The organism is Ornithinibacillus scapharcae TW25 (genome assembly GCF_000190475.1).
In the GTDB taxonomy this organism is placed as follows: Bacteria; Bacillota; Bacilli; order Bacillales; family Amphibacillaceae; genus Ornithinibacillus; species Ornithinibacillus scapharcae.
Genome location: NZ_AEWH01000041.1, coordinates 88,453 through 103,447, shown reverse-complemented (window position 1 = coordinate 103,447; position 14,995 = coordinate 88,453). Strand labels below are relative to the sequence as shown.

13 protein-coding genes, 1 pseudogene and 1 riboswitch are annotated in these 14,995 nt (G+C 36.7%); of the genes and pseudogenes, 8 read left to right on the top strand and 6 right to left on the bottom strand.

Annotated features, from left to right (window positions below; translation table 11 throughout):
- Positions 1 to 77: riboswitch (purine riboswitch) on the top strand. This riboswitch is flagged as partial in the annotation.
- 312 nt (positions 78 to 389) lie between these two features.
- The 7 genes from G5W_RS0110335 to rbsB all read left to right on the top strand — a co-directional run bounded on the left by G5W_RS0110335 (position 390) and on the right by rbsB (position 7,602).
- The gene (locus G5W_RS0110335) at positions 390 to 1,490 is read left to right on the top strand and encodes a BMP family lipoprotein (protein WP_010096432.1); all 1,101 of its coding nucleotides are present in this window, start codon (positions 390 to 392) and stop codon (positions 1,488 to 1,490) included.
- Positions 1,491 to 1,763: 273 nt separating this feature from the next.
- Positions 1,764 to 2,765 (top strand): LacI family DNA-binding transcriptional regulator, encoded by a 1,002-nt coding sequence (locus G5W_RS0110330; protein ID WP_010096430.1) that lies wholly within the window; start codon positions 1,764 to 1,766, stop codon positions 2,763 to 2,765.
- Entirely contained in the window at positions 2,758 to 3,648 is an 891-nt protein-coding gene (gene rbsK, locus G5W_RS0110325) for a ribokinase (protein WP_010096428.1), read from the top strand. The genes G5W_RS0110330 and rbsK overlap by 8 nt, the downstream gene beginning before the upstream one ends.
- A gap of 1 nt (position 3,649) precedes the next feature.
- A complete protein-coding gene (gene rbsD / locus G5W_RS0110320) occupies positions 3,650 to 4,063 on the top strand; it encodes a D-ribose pyranase (protein WP_010096426.1) in 414 nt (137 codons plus the stop codon).
- 86 nt (positions 4,064 to 4,149) lie between these two features.
- A complete protein-coding gene (locus G5W_RS0110315; RefSeq protein WP_010096425.1) occupies positions 4,150 to 5,655 on the top strand; it encodes a sugar ABC transporter ATP-binding protein in 1,506 nt (501 codons plus the stop codon).
- On the top strand, positions 5,655 to 6,590 hold the full coding sequence (locus tag G5W_RS0110310; protein WP_010096423.1) for an ABC transporter permease subunit: 936 nt from the start codon (positions 5,655 to 5,657) through the stop codon (positions 6,588 to 6,590). Before G5W_RS0110315 ends, G5W_RS0110310 begins: the two co-directional genes overlap by 1 nt.
- A 61-nt stretch (positions 6,591 to 6,651) precedes the next feature.
- Positions 6,652 to 7,602, top strand: coding sequence for a ribose ABC transporter substrate-binding protein RbsB (gene rbsB, locus G5W_RS0110305; RefSeq protein ID WP_010096421.1), 951 nt, complete (start codon positions 6,652 to 6,654; stop codon positions 7,600 to 7,602).
- Between the two features lie 66 nt (positions 7,603 to 7,668).
- Here the strand turns inward: rbsB and G5W_RS0110300 are convergent, their stop codons facing one another.
- The 5 genes from G5W_RS0110300 to G5W_RS0110280 form a co-directional block, all read right to left on the bottom strand.
- Positions 7,669 to 10,056 (bottom strand): penicillin acylase family protein, encoded by a 2,388-nt coding sequence (locus tag G5W_RS0110300; RefSeq protein ID WP_010096419.1) that lies wholly within the window; start codon positions 10,054 to 10,056, stop codon positions 7,669 to 7,671.
- Between the two features lie 353 nt (positions 10,057 to 10,409).
- Positions 10,410 to 11,078: a DUF6320 domain-containing protein gene (locus tag G5W_RS0110295; protein WP_010096418.1), complete on the bottom strand. Its 669-nt coding sequence runs from the start codon at positions 11,076 to 11,078 to the stop codon at positions 10,410 to 10,412.
- Positions 11,075 to 12,352 (bottom strand): condensation domain-containing protein, encoded by a 1,278-nt coding sequence (locus G5W_RS0110290; protein WP_010096417.1) that lies wholly within the window; start codon positions 12,350 to 12,352, stop codon positions 11,075 to 11,077. Before G5W_RS0110290 ends, G5W_RS0110295 begins: the two co-directional genes overlap by 4 nt.
- A 269-nt stretch (positions 12,353 to 12,621) precedes the next feature.
- Positions 12,622 to 13,131 (bottom strand): type 1 glutamine amidotransferase domain-containing protein, encoded by a 510-nt coding sequence (locus G5W_RS0110285; RefSeq protein ID WP_010096416.1) that lies wholly within the window; start codon positions 13,129 to 13,131, stop codon positions 12,622 to 12,624.
- Between the two features lie 166 nt (positions 13,132 to 13,297).
- A complete protein-coding gene (locus tag G5W_RS0110280) occupies positions 13,298 to 13,894 on the bottom strand; it encodes a TetR/AcrR family transcriptional regulator (RefSeq protein ID WP_010096414.1) in 597 nt (198 codons plus the stop codon).
- 89 nt (positions 13,895 to 13,983) lie between these two features.
- On the opposite strand from G5W_RS0110280, the gene G5W_RS0110275 reads away from it, so the two are divergent.
- Positions 13,984 to 14,520, top strand: a complete 537-nt coding sequence (locus G5W_RS0110275; protein ID WP_010096413.1) for a 2TM domain-containing protein — start codon at positions 13,984 to 13,986, stop codon at positions 14,518 to 14,520.
- Positions 14,521 to 14,571: 51 nt separating this feature from the next.
- On the opposite strand, the pseudogene G5W_RS24860 reads toward G5W_RS0110275, so the two are convergent.
- A pseudogene (locus G5W_RS24860) lies at positions 14,572 to 14,757 on the bottom strand (DUF1093 domain-containing protein); the annotation flags it as partial.
- Positions 14,758 to 14,995 lie beyond the last annotated feature (238 nt).

Here is a 14,995-nt window from a genome sequence, read left to right as displayed (position 1 = left end):
TAATAGTAGGGATATGGCCTACAAGTTTCTACCAGTTTACCGTAAATAAACTGACTATGGAAAGCTAGTACGGATAACTTCTATTTTACTATCCTATGATAGTGAACAGTCAGACATCGATTATAGAGAAATATTGCGATAAGTCGTGTTATTAATAGATGTTTTTCTTATTTCAGTCTAATAGAGCTCGAAATACATGCTTTTACATAGTAGCATGTACTTCGAGCTTTTTTCTATGGGATTATATGAAAAAGAGTAATAACGATGAGAAAAGGAGGCGTATAGAGGAATTGATTCTTGTTTGTACAGGGCTTAACAAATATCTATTTAGTGTAATATGAACGAATTGGATAAACTAATCTTAGCAACAAGATATAGGAGGACTATCAATGAAAAAACGTACATTTTTACTTTTCACTTTAATTCTTATTCTAGGCTTGTTCCTAGCAGCATGTGGTGGAGCGAAGGAAGAAGGCGATTCTGGAAAAGATAATAATGGGGATACGGCATCTAAAGGTGGATCAGATTATAAAGTTTCTATGGTGACAGATGAAGGTGGCGTAGATGATAAATCGTTTAACCAATCAGCATGGGAAGGTATTAAAGCTTGGGGAGAAAGTAACGGATTATCCAAGGGTGAAGGTTTTGATTATGCACAATCAAATGAAACTGCCGAATATATGCCTAATATAACTCGTTTTGTTCGTGACGAATATGATCTTATTTTTGGTGTTGGGTTTAAATTAAAAGAAGACCTACAAACAGCAGCAGAACAATATAAAGATAATAACTTTGCTATTATAGATGAAGTCGTTGACGCTCCAAATGCTGCAAGTATTACGTTTAAAGAAGATCAAGGCTCATTTCTTACAGGGGTAGTGGCTGCTTTGAAAACGAAAACGAATAAAGTAGGTTTTGTAGGTGGTATCGAATCTCCTTTAATTACCAAATTTGAATCTGGATTTATTGCGGGTGTGAAGTCCGTGAATCCTGAGATTGAAGTAGATGTTCAATATGCTGAATCCTTTACAGATCCTGCAAAAGGTAAAATAATTGCGGCTAATATGTACGATTCGGGTGTAGATGTAATTTATCATGCTTCTGGTGGAACAGGTAATGGTGTATTTAACCAAGCTAAAGACATTAAACAAAATAATCCTGAACGTGAGATTTGGGTTATTGGGGTAGACCGTGACCAGTACGAAGAAGGGCAAATTGGGGAGCATAATGTAACCTTAACTTCGATGGTTAAACGAGTAGATGTAGCTGTACAAGATGTTATCAATAAAGGGATGAATGGGGAATTCCCTGCAGGTGAAGTATTACAATATGGTATTGAAGAAAATGCGATCGCTATTGCTGAAACAAATGAAGCGATGACAGAAGAGATTATTTCTGCTGTTCAAGAATGGGAGGAAAAGATTCTTAACGGGGAAGTGGAAGTACCACAAACTACGGAAGAATTAGAGGCTTTTGTGAATTCTTTATAAAAATAAAAGAGAAAGCTAAGACGATATAATCTTAATACGGAATATTTAAGGGAGATGGTACCTACCATCTCCTTTTTTTGATTAATCCGTTAAAAGCTAGGAAGGCTGATAAATATTACATTACAAGAAAAAGTAATTGACATCGTAATGAAAGCATTTTACTATATATGTAACGGGTTACACAAATCAATATAAAGTTGATTTGTGTTTTTATAAACCTATGATGTAACCCGTTACATATTGCATGTTATAAAGAAAAGGCGGTTGATTTTGATGCCTACTATAAAAGATGTTGCAAAACTTGCGGGTGTTTCTGTGGCCACGGTTTCACGTGTGTTAAATGATAGTGGTTATGTGAATTTAGAAACCAGGCAACGTGTTGAACAAGCAATCTCGGAATTAAACTATCGTCCTAACAATGTAGCTAGAAGTTTATTTAACGGCCGCTCACAAATGATAGCATTATTAGTTCCCGACATAATGAATCCATATTTTCCTGAACTAGCTAGGGCGGTAGAGGACTTTACGAAACAAAATGATTATACATTTGTACTGTGCAATACCGATGATGATTTGGAAAAGGAAATGCATTATATATACGCTCTTCAACAGAAGTCTGTTGATGGGATTATTATCGTTTCTAGTAAAATCTCTGAGGAGAGATTAAATGAAGTGAGTATACCTATAGTGGCTTTAGACCGTATTGTAAGTACTAAAATTTCGTCGATTACAGTTAACAATAGAGAAGGTGCCAGACAAGCGGTAAAGTATTTAAAAGCCAAGGGTTGCAAGCGAATAGCACATATATGTGGTCCGGAAAACGTTAGTAACTCAAAGGAGCGCTTAAGTGGGTATATGGATGAAGTAAAAAATGAGGGCTGGCTATTATCTAGTTATGTGGTGTCTGGTGATTATCAGTATGAAACAGCTATGGATGCCACGAAAAGGCTTTTAACCAATCACCCTGAAATTGATGGGATATTTGTAGCAAATGACTTAATGGGAGTAGCTGCTTTGAAAGCGACACAGGAGCTTGGACTAATAGTGCCGAAAGACATATCCATTATCGGTTTTGATGGTATATCCTTAGGTGAACAGATTACACCATCTATCACTACCATGAAACAACCCATCTATGAGATGGGTACACGGGCAGCAGAACTACTAATCCAACAAATTAATGAAAAGAGCATTAGCGTTCAGCACGAACAATTTGATGTTACCCTAATCGAGCGAGATTCAACGAAGAAAAAAGGAGGAACTAGCTTTGAATAAAACTCCGGTGGTTACCGTGATAGGAAGCATTAATATGGATTTAACGGTAACAACTAAAAAAATACCTAACAAGGGCGAGACAATTTTAGGAGAAAGCTTTTCAACACTTCCCGGTGGAAAGGGTGCTAATCAAGCTGTTGCCGCAGCAAGGCTAGGAGCAAAGGTTAATTTGATAGGGGCACTTGGTGATGATGCGTTTGGAACTAGCTTACTGGATACCCTAAAAATTGAAGGAATAAATACACATGGTATTAGTATTGAAAAAGATGTCTCTACTGGAATTGCTACTATTCTCGTGTCCGATAATGACAATCGTATTATTGTCACGCCTGGTGCTAATTATCACGTTTCTCCAGCATTAGTAGAAAGATATAAAGAGTTAATTATGCATAGCGATGTCGTGCTACTTCAATTAGAAATTCCGTTGGAAACAGTAGAATATACGACACATCTATGTAAGGAGAATCATATTCCAGTCGTTATAAATCCAGCACCTTATCAAAAATTACCAAGGAATGTAGTTGATATGACTACTTATCTAACTCCAAATGAGTTAGAGGTAGAGGAAATGAAGAATGATTATAGACTTGATGCTATAAAGGAGAAGGTAATCATTACAAAAGGTTCAGCGGGTGTTAATTTCTATAAAGATGGAGCAGAAGATGTGGTACCAGCATTTCAAGTTGATGTAGAAGATACTACTGGGGCAGGAGATACTTTTAATGGCGCTTTTGCAACAAGGATTGCATTGGGATCATCGATAGAAGAAGCTATTCAATTTGCAAACGCAGCAGCAGCATTATCTGTAACTAAATTTGGGGCACAGGGTGGCATGCCAACAGCTCAACAAGTAGAGAATTTTTTACAGGAGAGGAGTATTTAAAATGAAAAAGACAGGAATTTTAAACCGAGATATCGCAACCGTTCTTGCTCGAATTGGACATACAGATACTATTGTTATAGCAGATTGTGGGCTTCCAATTCCAGATCATGTTCCGTGTATTGACTTGTCTTTAAAAATTGGCGTTCCAAGTTTTATAACAGTACTGGATATTATATGCGAGGACATGATAATAGAAAAAATGACATTCGCTCAGGAGATAAAAGGGCACAACAGTATGTTACACGCAAAGCTTCGCAAGGATTATTCTGAAATTCCATTTGATTATGTTTCGCATGAAGTTTTGAAAAAAATCCTTAGCGAGACAAAGGCAATTATTCGTACTGGTGAAGCAACTCCATATGCAAATGTAATCCTTCAAGCGGGTGTTTTATTTGCAGATAGGAAAGAATCATAATCCTTCTCACTTGCACGAAGAAGTTAGGATAATCTCATAAGAACGATCGAATGCGAAATTTTCTAGAAACAGAAAGGAGTGGTGATATGGCGATAACGCCTTTAGTAGAGATGGTTGGGATAGATAAATCATTTTCTGGTAACCAGGTTTTGCATAATGTTCAATTTAATGTAAATAAGGGCGAAATCCATGCGTTGATGGGTGAAAATGGGGCAGGAAAATCAACACTAGTTAAGGTTTTAACTGGTATTCATGACAGGGATGCAGGTGAGATTAGAGTAAATGGTGAGGAAGTTCAATTTATTAACCCTAAGCAAGCAGAAGCGAAAGGTATTGTTGTAATCCATCAGGAATTAAATATCATCCCTAACTTAACTGTTGCCCAGAATATGTTTCTTGGGAAAGAAATAAAGTACGGTCGAACCGGGATATTAAATCATAAGAAAATGAAATCACTAACAGAGGAAAGCTTGCAAAAATTAGGGGTAATAAATATTTCACCGGATGATATTGCAGGAGAATTATCGGTTGGAAAGCAGCAGATGGTCGAAATTGCTAGAGCATTAGCAACCAATGCTGAGTTAATCATTATGGATGAACCTACTGCAGCACTTACAGACCGCGAAATAGAGAGTTTATTTTCTGTTGTAAATGATTTAAAAGAACGTGGAGTTAGCTTCGTCTATATATCTCATAGAATGGAAGAAATCTTTCAAATTTGTGATCGGATTACTATTTTACGAGATGGCGAGTTTATTGGAACAGAGAATATTCGTGAGACATCATTTGAGAAAGTCGTAAAGATGATGGTGGGACGGGAGTTAGGAGAACGTTACCCAACGAAGAGCAATCAGATTGGCAATGTTGTTCTAGAAGTTGAAAACTTAACTAGTAAGGATGGAACATTTAAGAATGTTAGCTTCCAAGTACGTGAAGGTGAAATTCTCGGGGTAGCAGGTTTAATGGGAGCTGGTCGTACAGAAGTAATGGAAACGATTTTTGGTTATCGGAAAAAAGAAAGCGGTATCATAAAACTGGATGGGAAAACATTAAGGAATGGACATCCAAGTGATTTAATCAAAGCGGGGATTGGTTTCATAACAGAGGATCGAAAAATGAAAGGACTTATCTTAGGGTCTTCGATAAGTGAAAATATAGCATTAGCAAACTTAAAAACTATTTCCCAAAATGGTGTTATTTCGAATAAAAGAGAAAACGAATTAGTAGAAGAATTAATTAATCGACTTCATGTGCGCACTACAGGGAAAAACCAAGAAGTAAAATCGCTGAGTGGTGGTAACCAACAGAAAGTAGTTATCGCAAAATGGTTAGGAATAAAACCTAAAGTTCTTATATTAGATGAACCTACTAGGGGGGTCGATATTGGAGCTAAGAAAGAGATCTATACAATTATGAATGAACTAACAGAAATTGGTGTAGCAGTCATTATGGTTTCATCTGAATTGCCGGAAGTTTTGGGGGTAAGTGACCGAATAATGGTGTTACATGAGGGGAAAGTCACTGCCTTTATCAATCGTGATGAAGCTGACCAGGAGAAAATAATGTTTGCTGCAACAGGGGGGAATAGATAATGAAGCGATTTATATCGAATAACATCTCCATCATTGGTCCTTTTATTGGTTTGATTATATTCTCTATAATTCTAGGAATTATGAGTGATAGCTTTTTTACACTTGATAATTTACTAAACTTGTTACGACAAATCTCTATTAACGCTTTAATTGCGTTTGGGATGACATTTGTTATTTTAACTGCAGGTATCGACTTATCAGTGGGATCCATTCTAGCACTTGGAAGCGCATTAACAGCAGGCCTATTAACGAGTGGTATGGATCCTGTTTTAGCGGTGCTAATTGGTCTTTTAATTGGGCTAGCACTTGGGGCTATAAATGGATTAATTATCACGAAAGGGAAAGTAGCACCATTTATTGCAACCTTAGCTACCATGACAATTTATCGTGGAATTACATTGGTTTATACGGAAGGTCGTCCGATAACTGGTCTTTCGGATAGCTTTGCATTTGAAATGATTGGGAAGGGATATATATTTGGTATACCGTTTCCAGTAATCCTGATGTTGATTGCATTTGCGATCCTATACTTCATCTTGAAAAAAACAGTACTCGGACGGCAAGTATATGCGATTGGTGGTAATGAAGAGGCTTCTATTTTATCTGGTATTAAAGCGGATCGAGTGAAAATTTGGGTGTACTCTATAACAGGGATGCTCTCTGTACTTGCAGGAATCATTTTAACAAGTCGATTAAATTCCGCACAACCGACTGCAGGTGCTAGTTTTGAACTTGATGCGATTGCTGCTGTTGTAATAGGTGGTACAAGCCTAGCAGGTGGTAAAGGGAAAATCGTTGGTACTTTAGTTGGTGCTCTTATCATAGGTGTAATCGATAATGGTTTAAATCTATTAAATGTATCTTCCTTCTATCAACAGATTGTAAAAGGGGCAATAATCCTACTAGCTGTTCTGTTAGATAGACGCTCTAAATAGTGGTATTACGGATGTGCAAGCATCCTAAAATATAAATAATATCTCAGAGGAGGAAATAAATATGTTAAATCTACTCAAAAAAGTAGGTCTTGTTTCAATTTTATTAGTCGTGTTAGCAGCATGTTCAACAGAAGCACCCGGATCAAAGGATTCAGCCGATAAAAAAGCGGGAACAGAAGGGAATAGTGATAGCGATGTGAAAATCGGACTATCCGTATCGACTTTAAATAACCCGTTCTTTGTAACACTGCGTGATGGTGCACAAGAAGCTGCAGATGAAGCAGGCTATGAGCTAGTAGTTTCAGATGCACAAGATGATCCCTCAACACAGCTTAGTGATATTGAAGATTTATTACAACAAGATATTGACGTATTATTAGTAAATCCGGTTGATTCTGATGCAATTGTTTCTGCTGTAGAGTTAGCAAATGAGGCTGGTGTACCAGTAGTTACTGTAGATAGAAGTGCAAATGGTGGAGAAGTTGTAACACACATTGCTTCAGATAATGTAGCTGGTGGAGAAATGGCAGGAAAGTTTATCGCTGAAAAACTTGGCGATGCAGGAAATGTAGTAGAACTTGAAGGAATCCCAGGTGCATCTGCAACTCGTGAACGTGGAGAAGGATTCCATAATATTGTGGATGGAATAGATGGAATTGAAGTAGTTGCAAACCAAACAGCCAATTTTGATCGTACAGAAGGATTAACTGTAATGGAGAATATTATCCAAGGCGTAAGTGATATAAATGCTGTTTTTGCTCATAATGATGAAATGGCACTTGGTGCATTAGAGGCATTAGAAGCAAAAGGATTGCTTGAAGATGTAGTTGTTGTTGGTTTCGATGCAACTGACGACGCTATTTCTGCGGTAGAAGAAGGTAGGCTACATGCAACGATAGCACAACAACCAGCATTAATTGGTGAGTACGCTATTGATGCTGCAGGTAAAATAGTGAAAGACGAAGCTGTTGAAGAATTTATTCCTGTTGAATTGGAATTAGTCTCAAAATAATGGTAATCAAGTAGAAAGGACGGTCTCTTGTTTCAATATTTCTGAAACAGGAGAACCGTCTTTTCTTCATGGTACTAAATGTAATACTTTCCCATTTTCAGGAATAAGCTTTGTTTCATGGTAAATTCCTTCCACCCAGTCATCAATTTGGTTATGGTACCAGTCACTTCGGAAATGACCTTCTTGACCTGGACCAACGATATGGTAACCAGTCGTTGGATCTTCCATGTCAATAACGAAACGCCATGATGCACCATGATCTACCTCACCGGTTTCTGTTTCGAAAGCGGCAGCCATAGGCGTTACATTACTTCCACCAACTGGAACTGGATCTCCGTTATTAAAGAAGTAAGCTAATACAGGATGAACCGCTGATAATGGGTGATGAAACTGGACTTGATGATAATCGCCCCACTTCCAAGTATCCATGTCCTCACCATACGACTCGGTAAGCTTCTCAATTGTTTGCTGTAACGATACATGAAGTACGCTTTCCAGACCTCCATTTTCATCAACCCATATGGATCCTTCACCACTGGCCGCCTTACGAAGTAGTTCGTCGGTTGTTTGACCACGGCTATTGAATAAATCCATAACACCATCCGGTAATTCGTTATACAGAATGTCTTCAATTGAATTTATCCAATGATGGAAGATTAATGGCTGTACTGCATCCACATTATCAACATAATCCCATTCCGTTAGAAGTGATAGTGCTTGTGCTTCGTATTTACTTAATTTTGAATCCTTTAGCATATCTAAGAACATCGGCACAAATTCTCTCGCTTGTAAATTGGTTTGGTCCATTTGAAGTGCCATCATATCTTCTTTTGTTAACGTGTCATTAGCCTCTAATACCTCTGCAATTCTTTCGTATCGATAAGGCTGTGCCCAAACATTACTAATATGATATGGATACTCATTACCTGCTACTTTATTGTTCGCTGTTGCGATATAGCCTTTTTTCGGATTCACGACCTTAGGTAATTCATCGAAAGGGATGTACTCATTTAATATATAAGTTGGATCCCAGCCAGGAAGCGGTATTAACGCGTCCTCACTATTTTCGTAGATTGGTATTTTACCATTTGCTTTATAGGCAATCGTTCCGTCTTTAGATGCAAAAACAAAATTTTGTGCTGGAACGAGGAATTTCTCTAATCCCTTCTCAAACTCTTTCCAGTTTTTTGCCTGGTTCATCTCTAGAATGGCTTCGAGCTCTGTTGTTGCATCCAATGCGGTCCAACGTAATGACATAACGGTATTCTTTCCACTATTCTCAGCAAACTCTGATACAATTGGTCCATGCCTTGTTTCAACGACTTGATAGTCTATCGTTTCGCCATCTTTTACTTTTATTGGTTCCTCAATAATCGTTGCTTCTTCCCATTCCTCGTCAAATAGATACTCATTTGGGTTATCTGGATTTTGCTTTTCTAGGTATAGTTGTTGAACATCAGGTCCGGTGTTGGTGACTCCCCAAGCGATATAATCATTATGTCCAAGAATAATCCCAGGAACACCCGCGAAAATTACCCCACTAACATTTAATTCATCTGTCTGAAGATGCATTTGCATCCAAATGGAAGGTGTTGCCAAACCGAGATGTGGGTCATCTGCAAGAAGCGGCATACCTGACTGTGTTTTCTCCCCACTTACAACCCAGTTATTACTTCCATTAAATGGATGTGGGATAACCGCTTTTTCAAAGCTGGATGCTACATCAACAATCTCATCTTCTTGAATAATGGTTGGTTTGGTTTCAGGATAAACGGGGAATAATTCATATGCTTTTTCCTCATTGAATTCATTAAGTACGTAGTAATTAAACGCCTGCCTTTCCCAATGGCCCCCAAGGTCAAAAGCCATGAATTTCCCAATGGTTAATGAATCAATCGGTGTCCACTCAGCGGGCTCACTGCCTATAAGGGTAAATTCAATTGGTAATGAATTGGATTCTTTTGCTTGATTGATATATGTATTTACACCGTCTGCAAACCATTGCAGGATTTGTTTACTCTCGTCTGAATATATTTGATACGACTTCTCCGCAGCCCGTCTTAACCCTAGGGTGCGAAAATATTTATCTTGGTTAATTGTGGATTCCCCAACTACTTCGCTTAATGTTCCAGATGCTTGTCTCCTTGATAACTCCATTTGGAATATCCGATTTTGTGCTTGCATATACCCCTGAGCCATGTATAAATCATGGTCATTGCTAGCTTGGATATGGGGAACACCATGTTCATCTGTTGTAACAATAACTTCATCTTGTAGCCCTGGAATCTCAATAGTCCCTTCTACTTGAGGAAGGGATTTGTTTATGTATGCGTTTACAAAAAATACCCCGATTAAAAGAATAGCTAGTAAAACTCCAACAATTAGGAAGATGATTTTCTTCCAATTTTGTAACTTTTTTTCTGATAAATTCTCAGCTAAACTTGGTTCCGACATTTTTTAATCCCCCTATAAAATGTTTGTTATTAATATTCTGATAGTTAAGATTCTACACATCTTTGCAGGGGTAAACAAGGAGTTGTTTTATAGTTGTAACTCCTATTCTTTTTAGAGTGAGGGCTTATAGTAAAAAAATAAAATAAAAAAGTTATAAGCTGATAAAGGGTACGGTAATATTTAATAGTTATCTTATAAGCTTTTTGGTTTTTAAAATTAATTCAGTTGGTTCAAGGTTTTTTATTCTTGTCCTGCAAGCAGAGGGGACCTCCCTCTGCATTTGATGACTTTTTAGTCGAATACAATTGTCTTGAAATTAAAGCAATCCTAAGGCAAGGAATAGATTCTCTAGTTTAAATATGAAAACGGCGAACGAACTCTTCTTTGAATGTTTTGTTGGAAAAAGTTAGCATTCCAATAAGGGTAAGCAGTGCATATAAGGAAGTAATAGCACATGCCCAAAGTGTTGTAGCAATACCACTTATATAAAGGCCAATCGGGAGAAAACCCATTACAATCATTGCTAGTATAAACCCTACATATTCTTGCCAGCGCATCCGTTTAAATAAAATAATTATCGTTATCAAAAGAGTCGCCGTAATAATCAAGAAAGGAATAACAAAATTTACTGACCAGCGCTGAAATCCTGATGTTATATCAATTAAAATTACCATGATGGAGAAACTAATAACTTGACCAACAATTTTGGACCCAGTATGAGCAAAGGAATAGACTGTATGGTTGATAGATACATATAGATAAATCACGGCTCCTACAATATACAGAGCCCAGAGATGGTTAGGGCTTACGAGAAAATTTATTAGTAGACATGTACTGATAATAACGATAGATATAAAAGTCACTATTCTTCTGATAAATGAATAACCTTTTTTTATTGCCATTTCTCGGTATTCCGGATATAAATTATCCTTTATCGTATCTGTTGGGTTAGCTACCTTACGATGACATAATGGACATGTCACATGCTCGATCAATACTCCGCAGTTATGGCAGTAATTCATGTAGTCTCCCCCCAGTCATTGGAATAGACCTTCACGTCCAGACCTGTTAACCTAGTAAGTTGACTGAAGAAGGCTCTTATTATTTCAGTTTCTACAATAGAGCGCGCAAATGTAATGGTCATATGATCGTTAATGGAACAAACTCCACAATTGATAGGACTATTTTTCGTTGGATAGAGTACCACTTCCATACTTTCGATATAGTCCTTCATAGAGGGAGGTATTGCAATGTTTCCTAAATTAGAAAGTGTAAGAGTCTTAGCCAGTTCCCCAAAGTTTTTAAAACCATAGCGCATCGCTTGATACTTAACGATAAGTGGAACAATTCTCGTTTTTAAGCTTTCTTGTAGCACTACATGGCGATTGATATCATCCTGTAAATGTTCTTTGTTCGTCTTACTTCTCAATTGATCAGACACAGTTTGAATAATATCTTTTAACGTAATCTCGTCAGTGATATCTACTTTTATATTTATTACAGAAAAGAAGTTTCTTAATGTGATAGAAGGAAATTTTTTCCGTAGATTAGCAGGCAGTGCTATTGTAATATTCTCTTTATATATCCCATATTTCATTGTTTCAGAATAAATGGCATAAATAAGTAAAGCAGTTATAAATTCCGTTATGGATGCGCCCATTCGTTTGGCAAAATGGTTTAAAGCTGAAGCGCTAATGACACCATGGATGACATTTACGCCTGGAGGATCAAAGGGAGTTCCTTTAATCTGAAACGAACGGGGTGCTTTATCCTGTAAATGATTGTGTTTAGATTTCTGATAATATTTTACAAAGCTATCCTCTATTTCATATTTACTAGGTATTTGATCTGGGAATAATATATCATCGTCTACAACTAAATCTACTTTTTTCAATGTTAGATATTGATAAATTAAGGTTTTAAGAAACTCAATTGCACCTGTTCCGTCAGTAAGAGAATGGAATATTTCAACCGATATTCTATGGTTGTAGTATAAAACCCTGAACAAATACCCATTATTCTCCCTTGGGTTAATGGGGTGGCAAGGATAGGATGTTTCCTTCTGAACCTTAAGTTGTTCTTCATTACCCTCCATAAAGTCCCAAAATATTCCTTTACGTACTTTTACAGCTAATGTTGGAAATCGTTTGATTACTGTATCTAATGCTTCTTGTAATAATTCTACTTTTACAGATTCCTTCATTAACACAGAGACACGGTACACAGAAGAGTTAGAGGCCTCTGTTACTGCGTGAAATACTTTTCCTGCATTATCGATTTTATACCATTTGTTCATCAACGTACCTTCTTTGTCATTAATCTCAAAAATACCGACATATCGTTTATGTACCGACCTTTGTTTGATTGTTATTATAGCATTGTTTGAAAATAGCGTATACCATGTGAAACACGTGTATCCAAAATGAATATTTCTAAATTTATTTCATAGAACTTCTTGATTATTGCTAGATAAATTACAATGTACAAGAAGTCATATTGTAATAGATTGAAGAATAAAAAAAACGGTATCTGTACAGCACAGATACCGTCTTTATTCTAATGAGATTATTTAAGCAATTTTAATGATTCACGGTTGAATGCAGGTAGGTCAGCAGGTGTTCTACTAGTAACGAGATTACCATCTACAACAACCTCTTCATCTCTTACAATTGCTCCTGCGTTTTCTAAGTCTTTTCTAACAGAAATGAAGCTTGTTAATTCTTTTCCTTTTAATAAGTCTGTTTCAACTAAGAATTGAGGGCCGTGACAAATTGCGAATACTGGCTTTTCTGCCTCCATAAACGCTTTTGCGAAAGCACCATTTTTGGGATTAATACGAAGTAAGTCTGGGGAGAATCCACCAGGAACTAACAATGCGTCATAGTCGCTAGCATTAACTTCATCAATTCCTTTATCTGCCTTTAGTTCATGTCCGTTTTTACCTTTAATTAGTTTACCTGCCTCGTCACTAATAATTTCAGCTGTATGACCAGCTTCTTCATAAGCCTTAACAGGATCTGTCAATTCAATTTCTTCCACCATATCAGTCACAAGTACTGCAATTCGTTTAGACATAAAACATTCTCCCTTCATATATGTTACCTTAATGGTAACGAATATAATGCGATTTGTGAAGAAGGAAGTCTTATACTAAAAAGGGGAAAGTAATGGGACATAAGCCCTAAGTTGCACTAAAAAGGCAATGTTTATTACATAAGCATGTTAGATTTAAGAAGGATGATCATTTACAAAGTGATTGAAGATGATAAGCTAACGTTTGAATTATATTCTCCTTTGTAAATTGTTCGGGATTTAATAAATGATGTATAGCCATACCATCCACTATTGCATGAAGCCTATTAACCTCCATATCTAAATTAAGATTTTCCTTTGTAAGGTTTAAAGCTTGCAAAGAGAGGACAACATTTTTAAATCCTAGATGCATATCACAATATACTTTATTGCTCAGTTCACGAAGTGTTGCATCGACAAGAACCTTTGCCGAGAATGCAAGCCACACCTCCATCTCTATTTTTCGCTCTTCATCGATAGGGAGTACCTCATAAACTCCTTCCGTTACAAATTCTAGTGGATCCTGTCCTTTTGAATATTTTCTAGCTTTTGCACGTTCCATAACTCTTTCTGAAACCAGTTCCATGGAAAATCGTAATAATTCCGACTGTGATGCAAAATAGTGTCGCAGGGCACCAACCGATAGGCCGGTAGCGCCAGCAACTTTTCTTACCGTTGCTTGTTCAATACCTTCGTCGACAATTACCTTCCATGTAGCTTCAGCAATTTGAATTTTTCGTTTATGATGATCAACTTTTTTTGGCATGTTTTTAATATAACACACTTGTATTAAATAAACAATTCTGATACCATTTTAGTACAGACGTGTTAAATAAAGTTGGAGGTGTGTTTCATTTGATTGGATGGTTAATTATCGCCTGTGAAATTGGATTTTGGGTATTTGTTTTAGTTGGTTTGACATCTAGGTATATCCTCAAGAAAAAGAAACTAGGTACTATTTTATTAATCTGTACTCCTTTGGTTGATTTAGTTTTACTAATCGCAACTGTGTATGATTTGAAAAATGGTGCTGTTGCTACTACAATACACGGAATAGCAGCAATTTATATTGGCGTAAGTGTGGCATTTGGTCATCAAATGATTAGATGGGCAGATGAGCGTTTTAATTACCGATTTGGTAATGGGAATCAACCAGCAAAGGTTAAAAAGTTTGGAAAAGAGCATGCGAGGAAAGAACGAGAGGGATGGTACCGTCATTTGTTGTCGTGGTTTATAGGTGTGGCATTATTAATGGGGATTATCCTTTATATTAATGACCATTCACAAACAGAAAGATTATTACGTACCGTACAGCTCTGGTCTATAGTTTTAGTCATAGATTTTATTATTAGCTTCAGTTATACACTTTTTCCAAGGAATGAGAAGGTATAATAGATTAAAAGGAAGCCTGATTCTGTTAGTCAGGCTTACCCTTATTCGTATCTACTCATTTATTATATTTAATATCTTTTCCGGTACATCTTCCTTGTCAATTTCTCCCCTGCGTTCGCCGAAGCTTCCCTCCGCAAAAATGATAAGGTAAGCATCAGGACGAAGCTTTCTATCAACTACTTTCGCGATTTTTTGTTTTTCCCCGTCTTCGCTATATCCAGAAAAAGAATAACGGTATTTTCCATTCCAAAGCTTTTTAAAGTTATCTGTTGAATAGGATCTTTAAGACAAGAAGTTCTCTTGATTTTTCTCATATTTTCTAATTTTAAATGGAAATCTAGTTCAACGCCCTTAAGAAGTAGGAAAATTAAATAAAATTGAAACTTTTATGAGGTAAATGAGTATTAAAGTACTATGGGAACTTATATTAAAATATTTTTTTCGATAAACTTTTAAAAAATATATAAAAGGAAGA

Bases quoted from the DNA above. Each gene is read 5' to 3' on its own strand.
- G5W_RS0110335 (WP_010096432.1), top strand. From the start codon at position 390: ATGAAAAAACGTACATTTTTACTTTTCACTTTAATTCTTATTCTAGGC.
- G5W_RS0110330 (WP_010096430.1), top strand. From the start codon at position 1,764: ATGCCTACTATAAAAGATGTTGCAAAACTTGCGGGTGTTTCTGTGGCC.
- rbsD (WP_010096426.1), top strand. From the start codon at position 3,650: ATGAAAAAGACAGGAATTTTAAACCGAGATATCGCAACCGTTCTTGCT.
- G5W_RS0110315 (WP_010096425.1), top strand. From the start codon at position 4,150: ATGGCGATAACGCCTTTAGTAGAGATGGTTGGGATAGATAAATCATTT.
- G5W_RS0110310 (WP_010096423.1), top strand. From the start codon at position 5,655: ATGAAGCGATTTATATCGAATAACATCTCCATCATTGGTCCTTTTATT.
- rbsB (WP_010096421.1), top strand. From the start codon at position 6,652: ATGTTAAATCTACTCAAAAAAGTAGGTCTTGTTTCAATTTTATTAGTC.
- G5W_RS0110300 (WP_010096419.1), bottom strand. From the start codon at position 10,056: ATGTCGGAACCAAGTTTAGCTGAGAATTTATCAGAAAAAAAGTTACAA.
- G5W_RS0110295 (WP_010096418.1), bottom strand. From the start codon at position 11,078: ATGAATTACTGCCATAACTGCGGAGTATTGATCGAGCATGTGACATGT.
- G5W_RS0110290 (WP_010096417.1), bottom strand. From the start codon at position 12,352: ATGAACAAATGGTATAAAATCGATAATGCAGGAAAAGTATTTCACGCA.
- G5W_RS0110285 (WP_010096416.1), bottom strand. From the start codon at position 13,131: ATGTCTAAACGAATTGCAGTACTTGTGACTGATATGGTGGAAGAAATT.
- G5W_RS0110280 (WP_010096414.1), bottom strand. From the start codon at position 13,894: ATGCCAAAAAAAGTTGATCATCATAAACGAAAAATTCAAATTGCTGAA.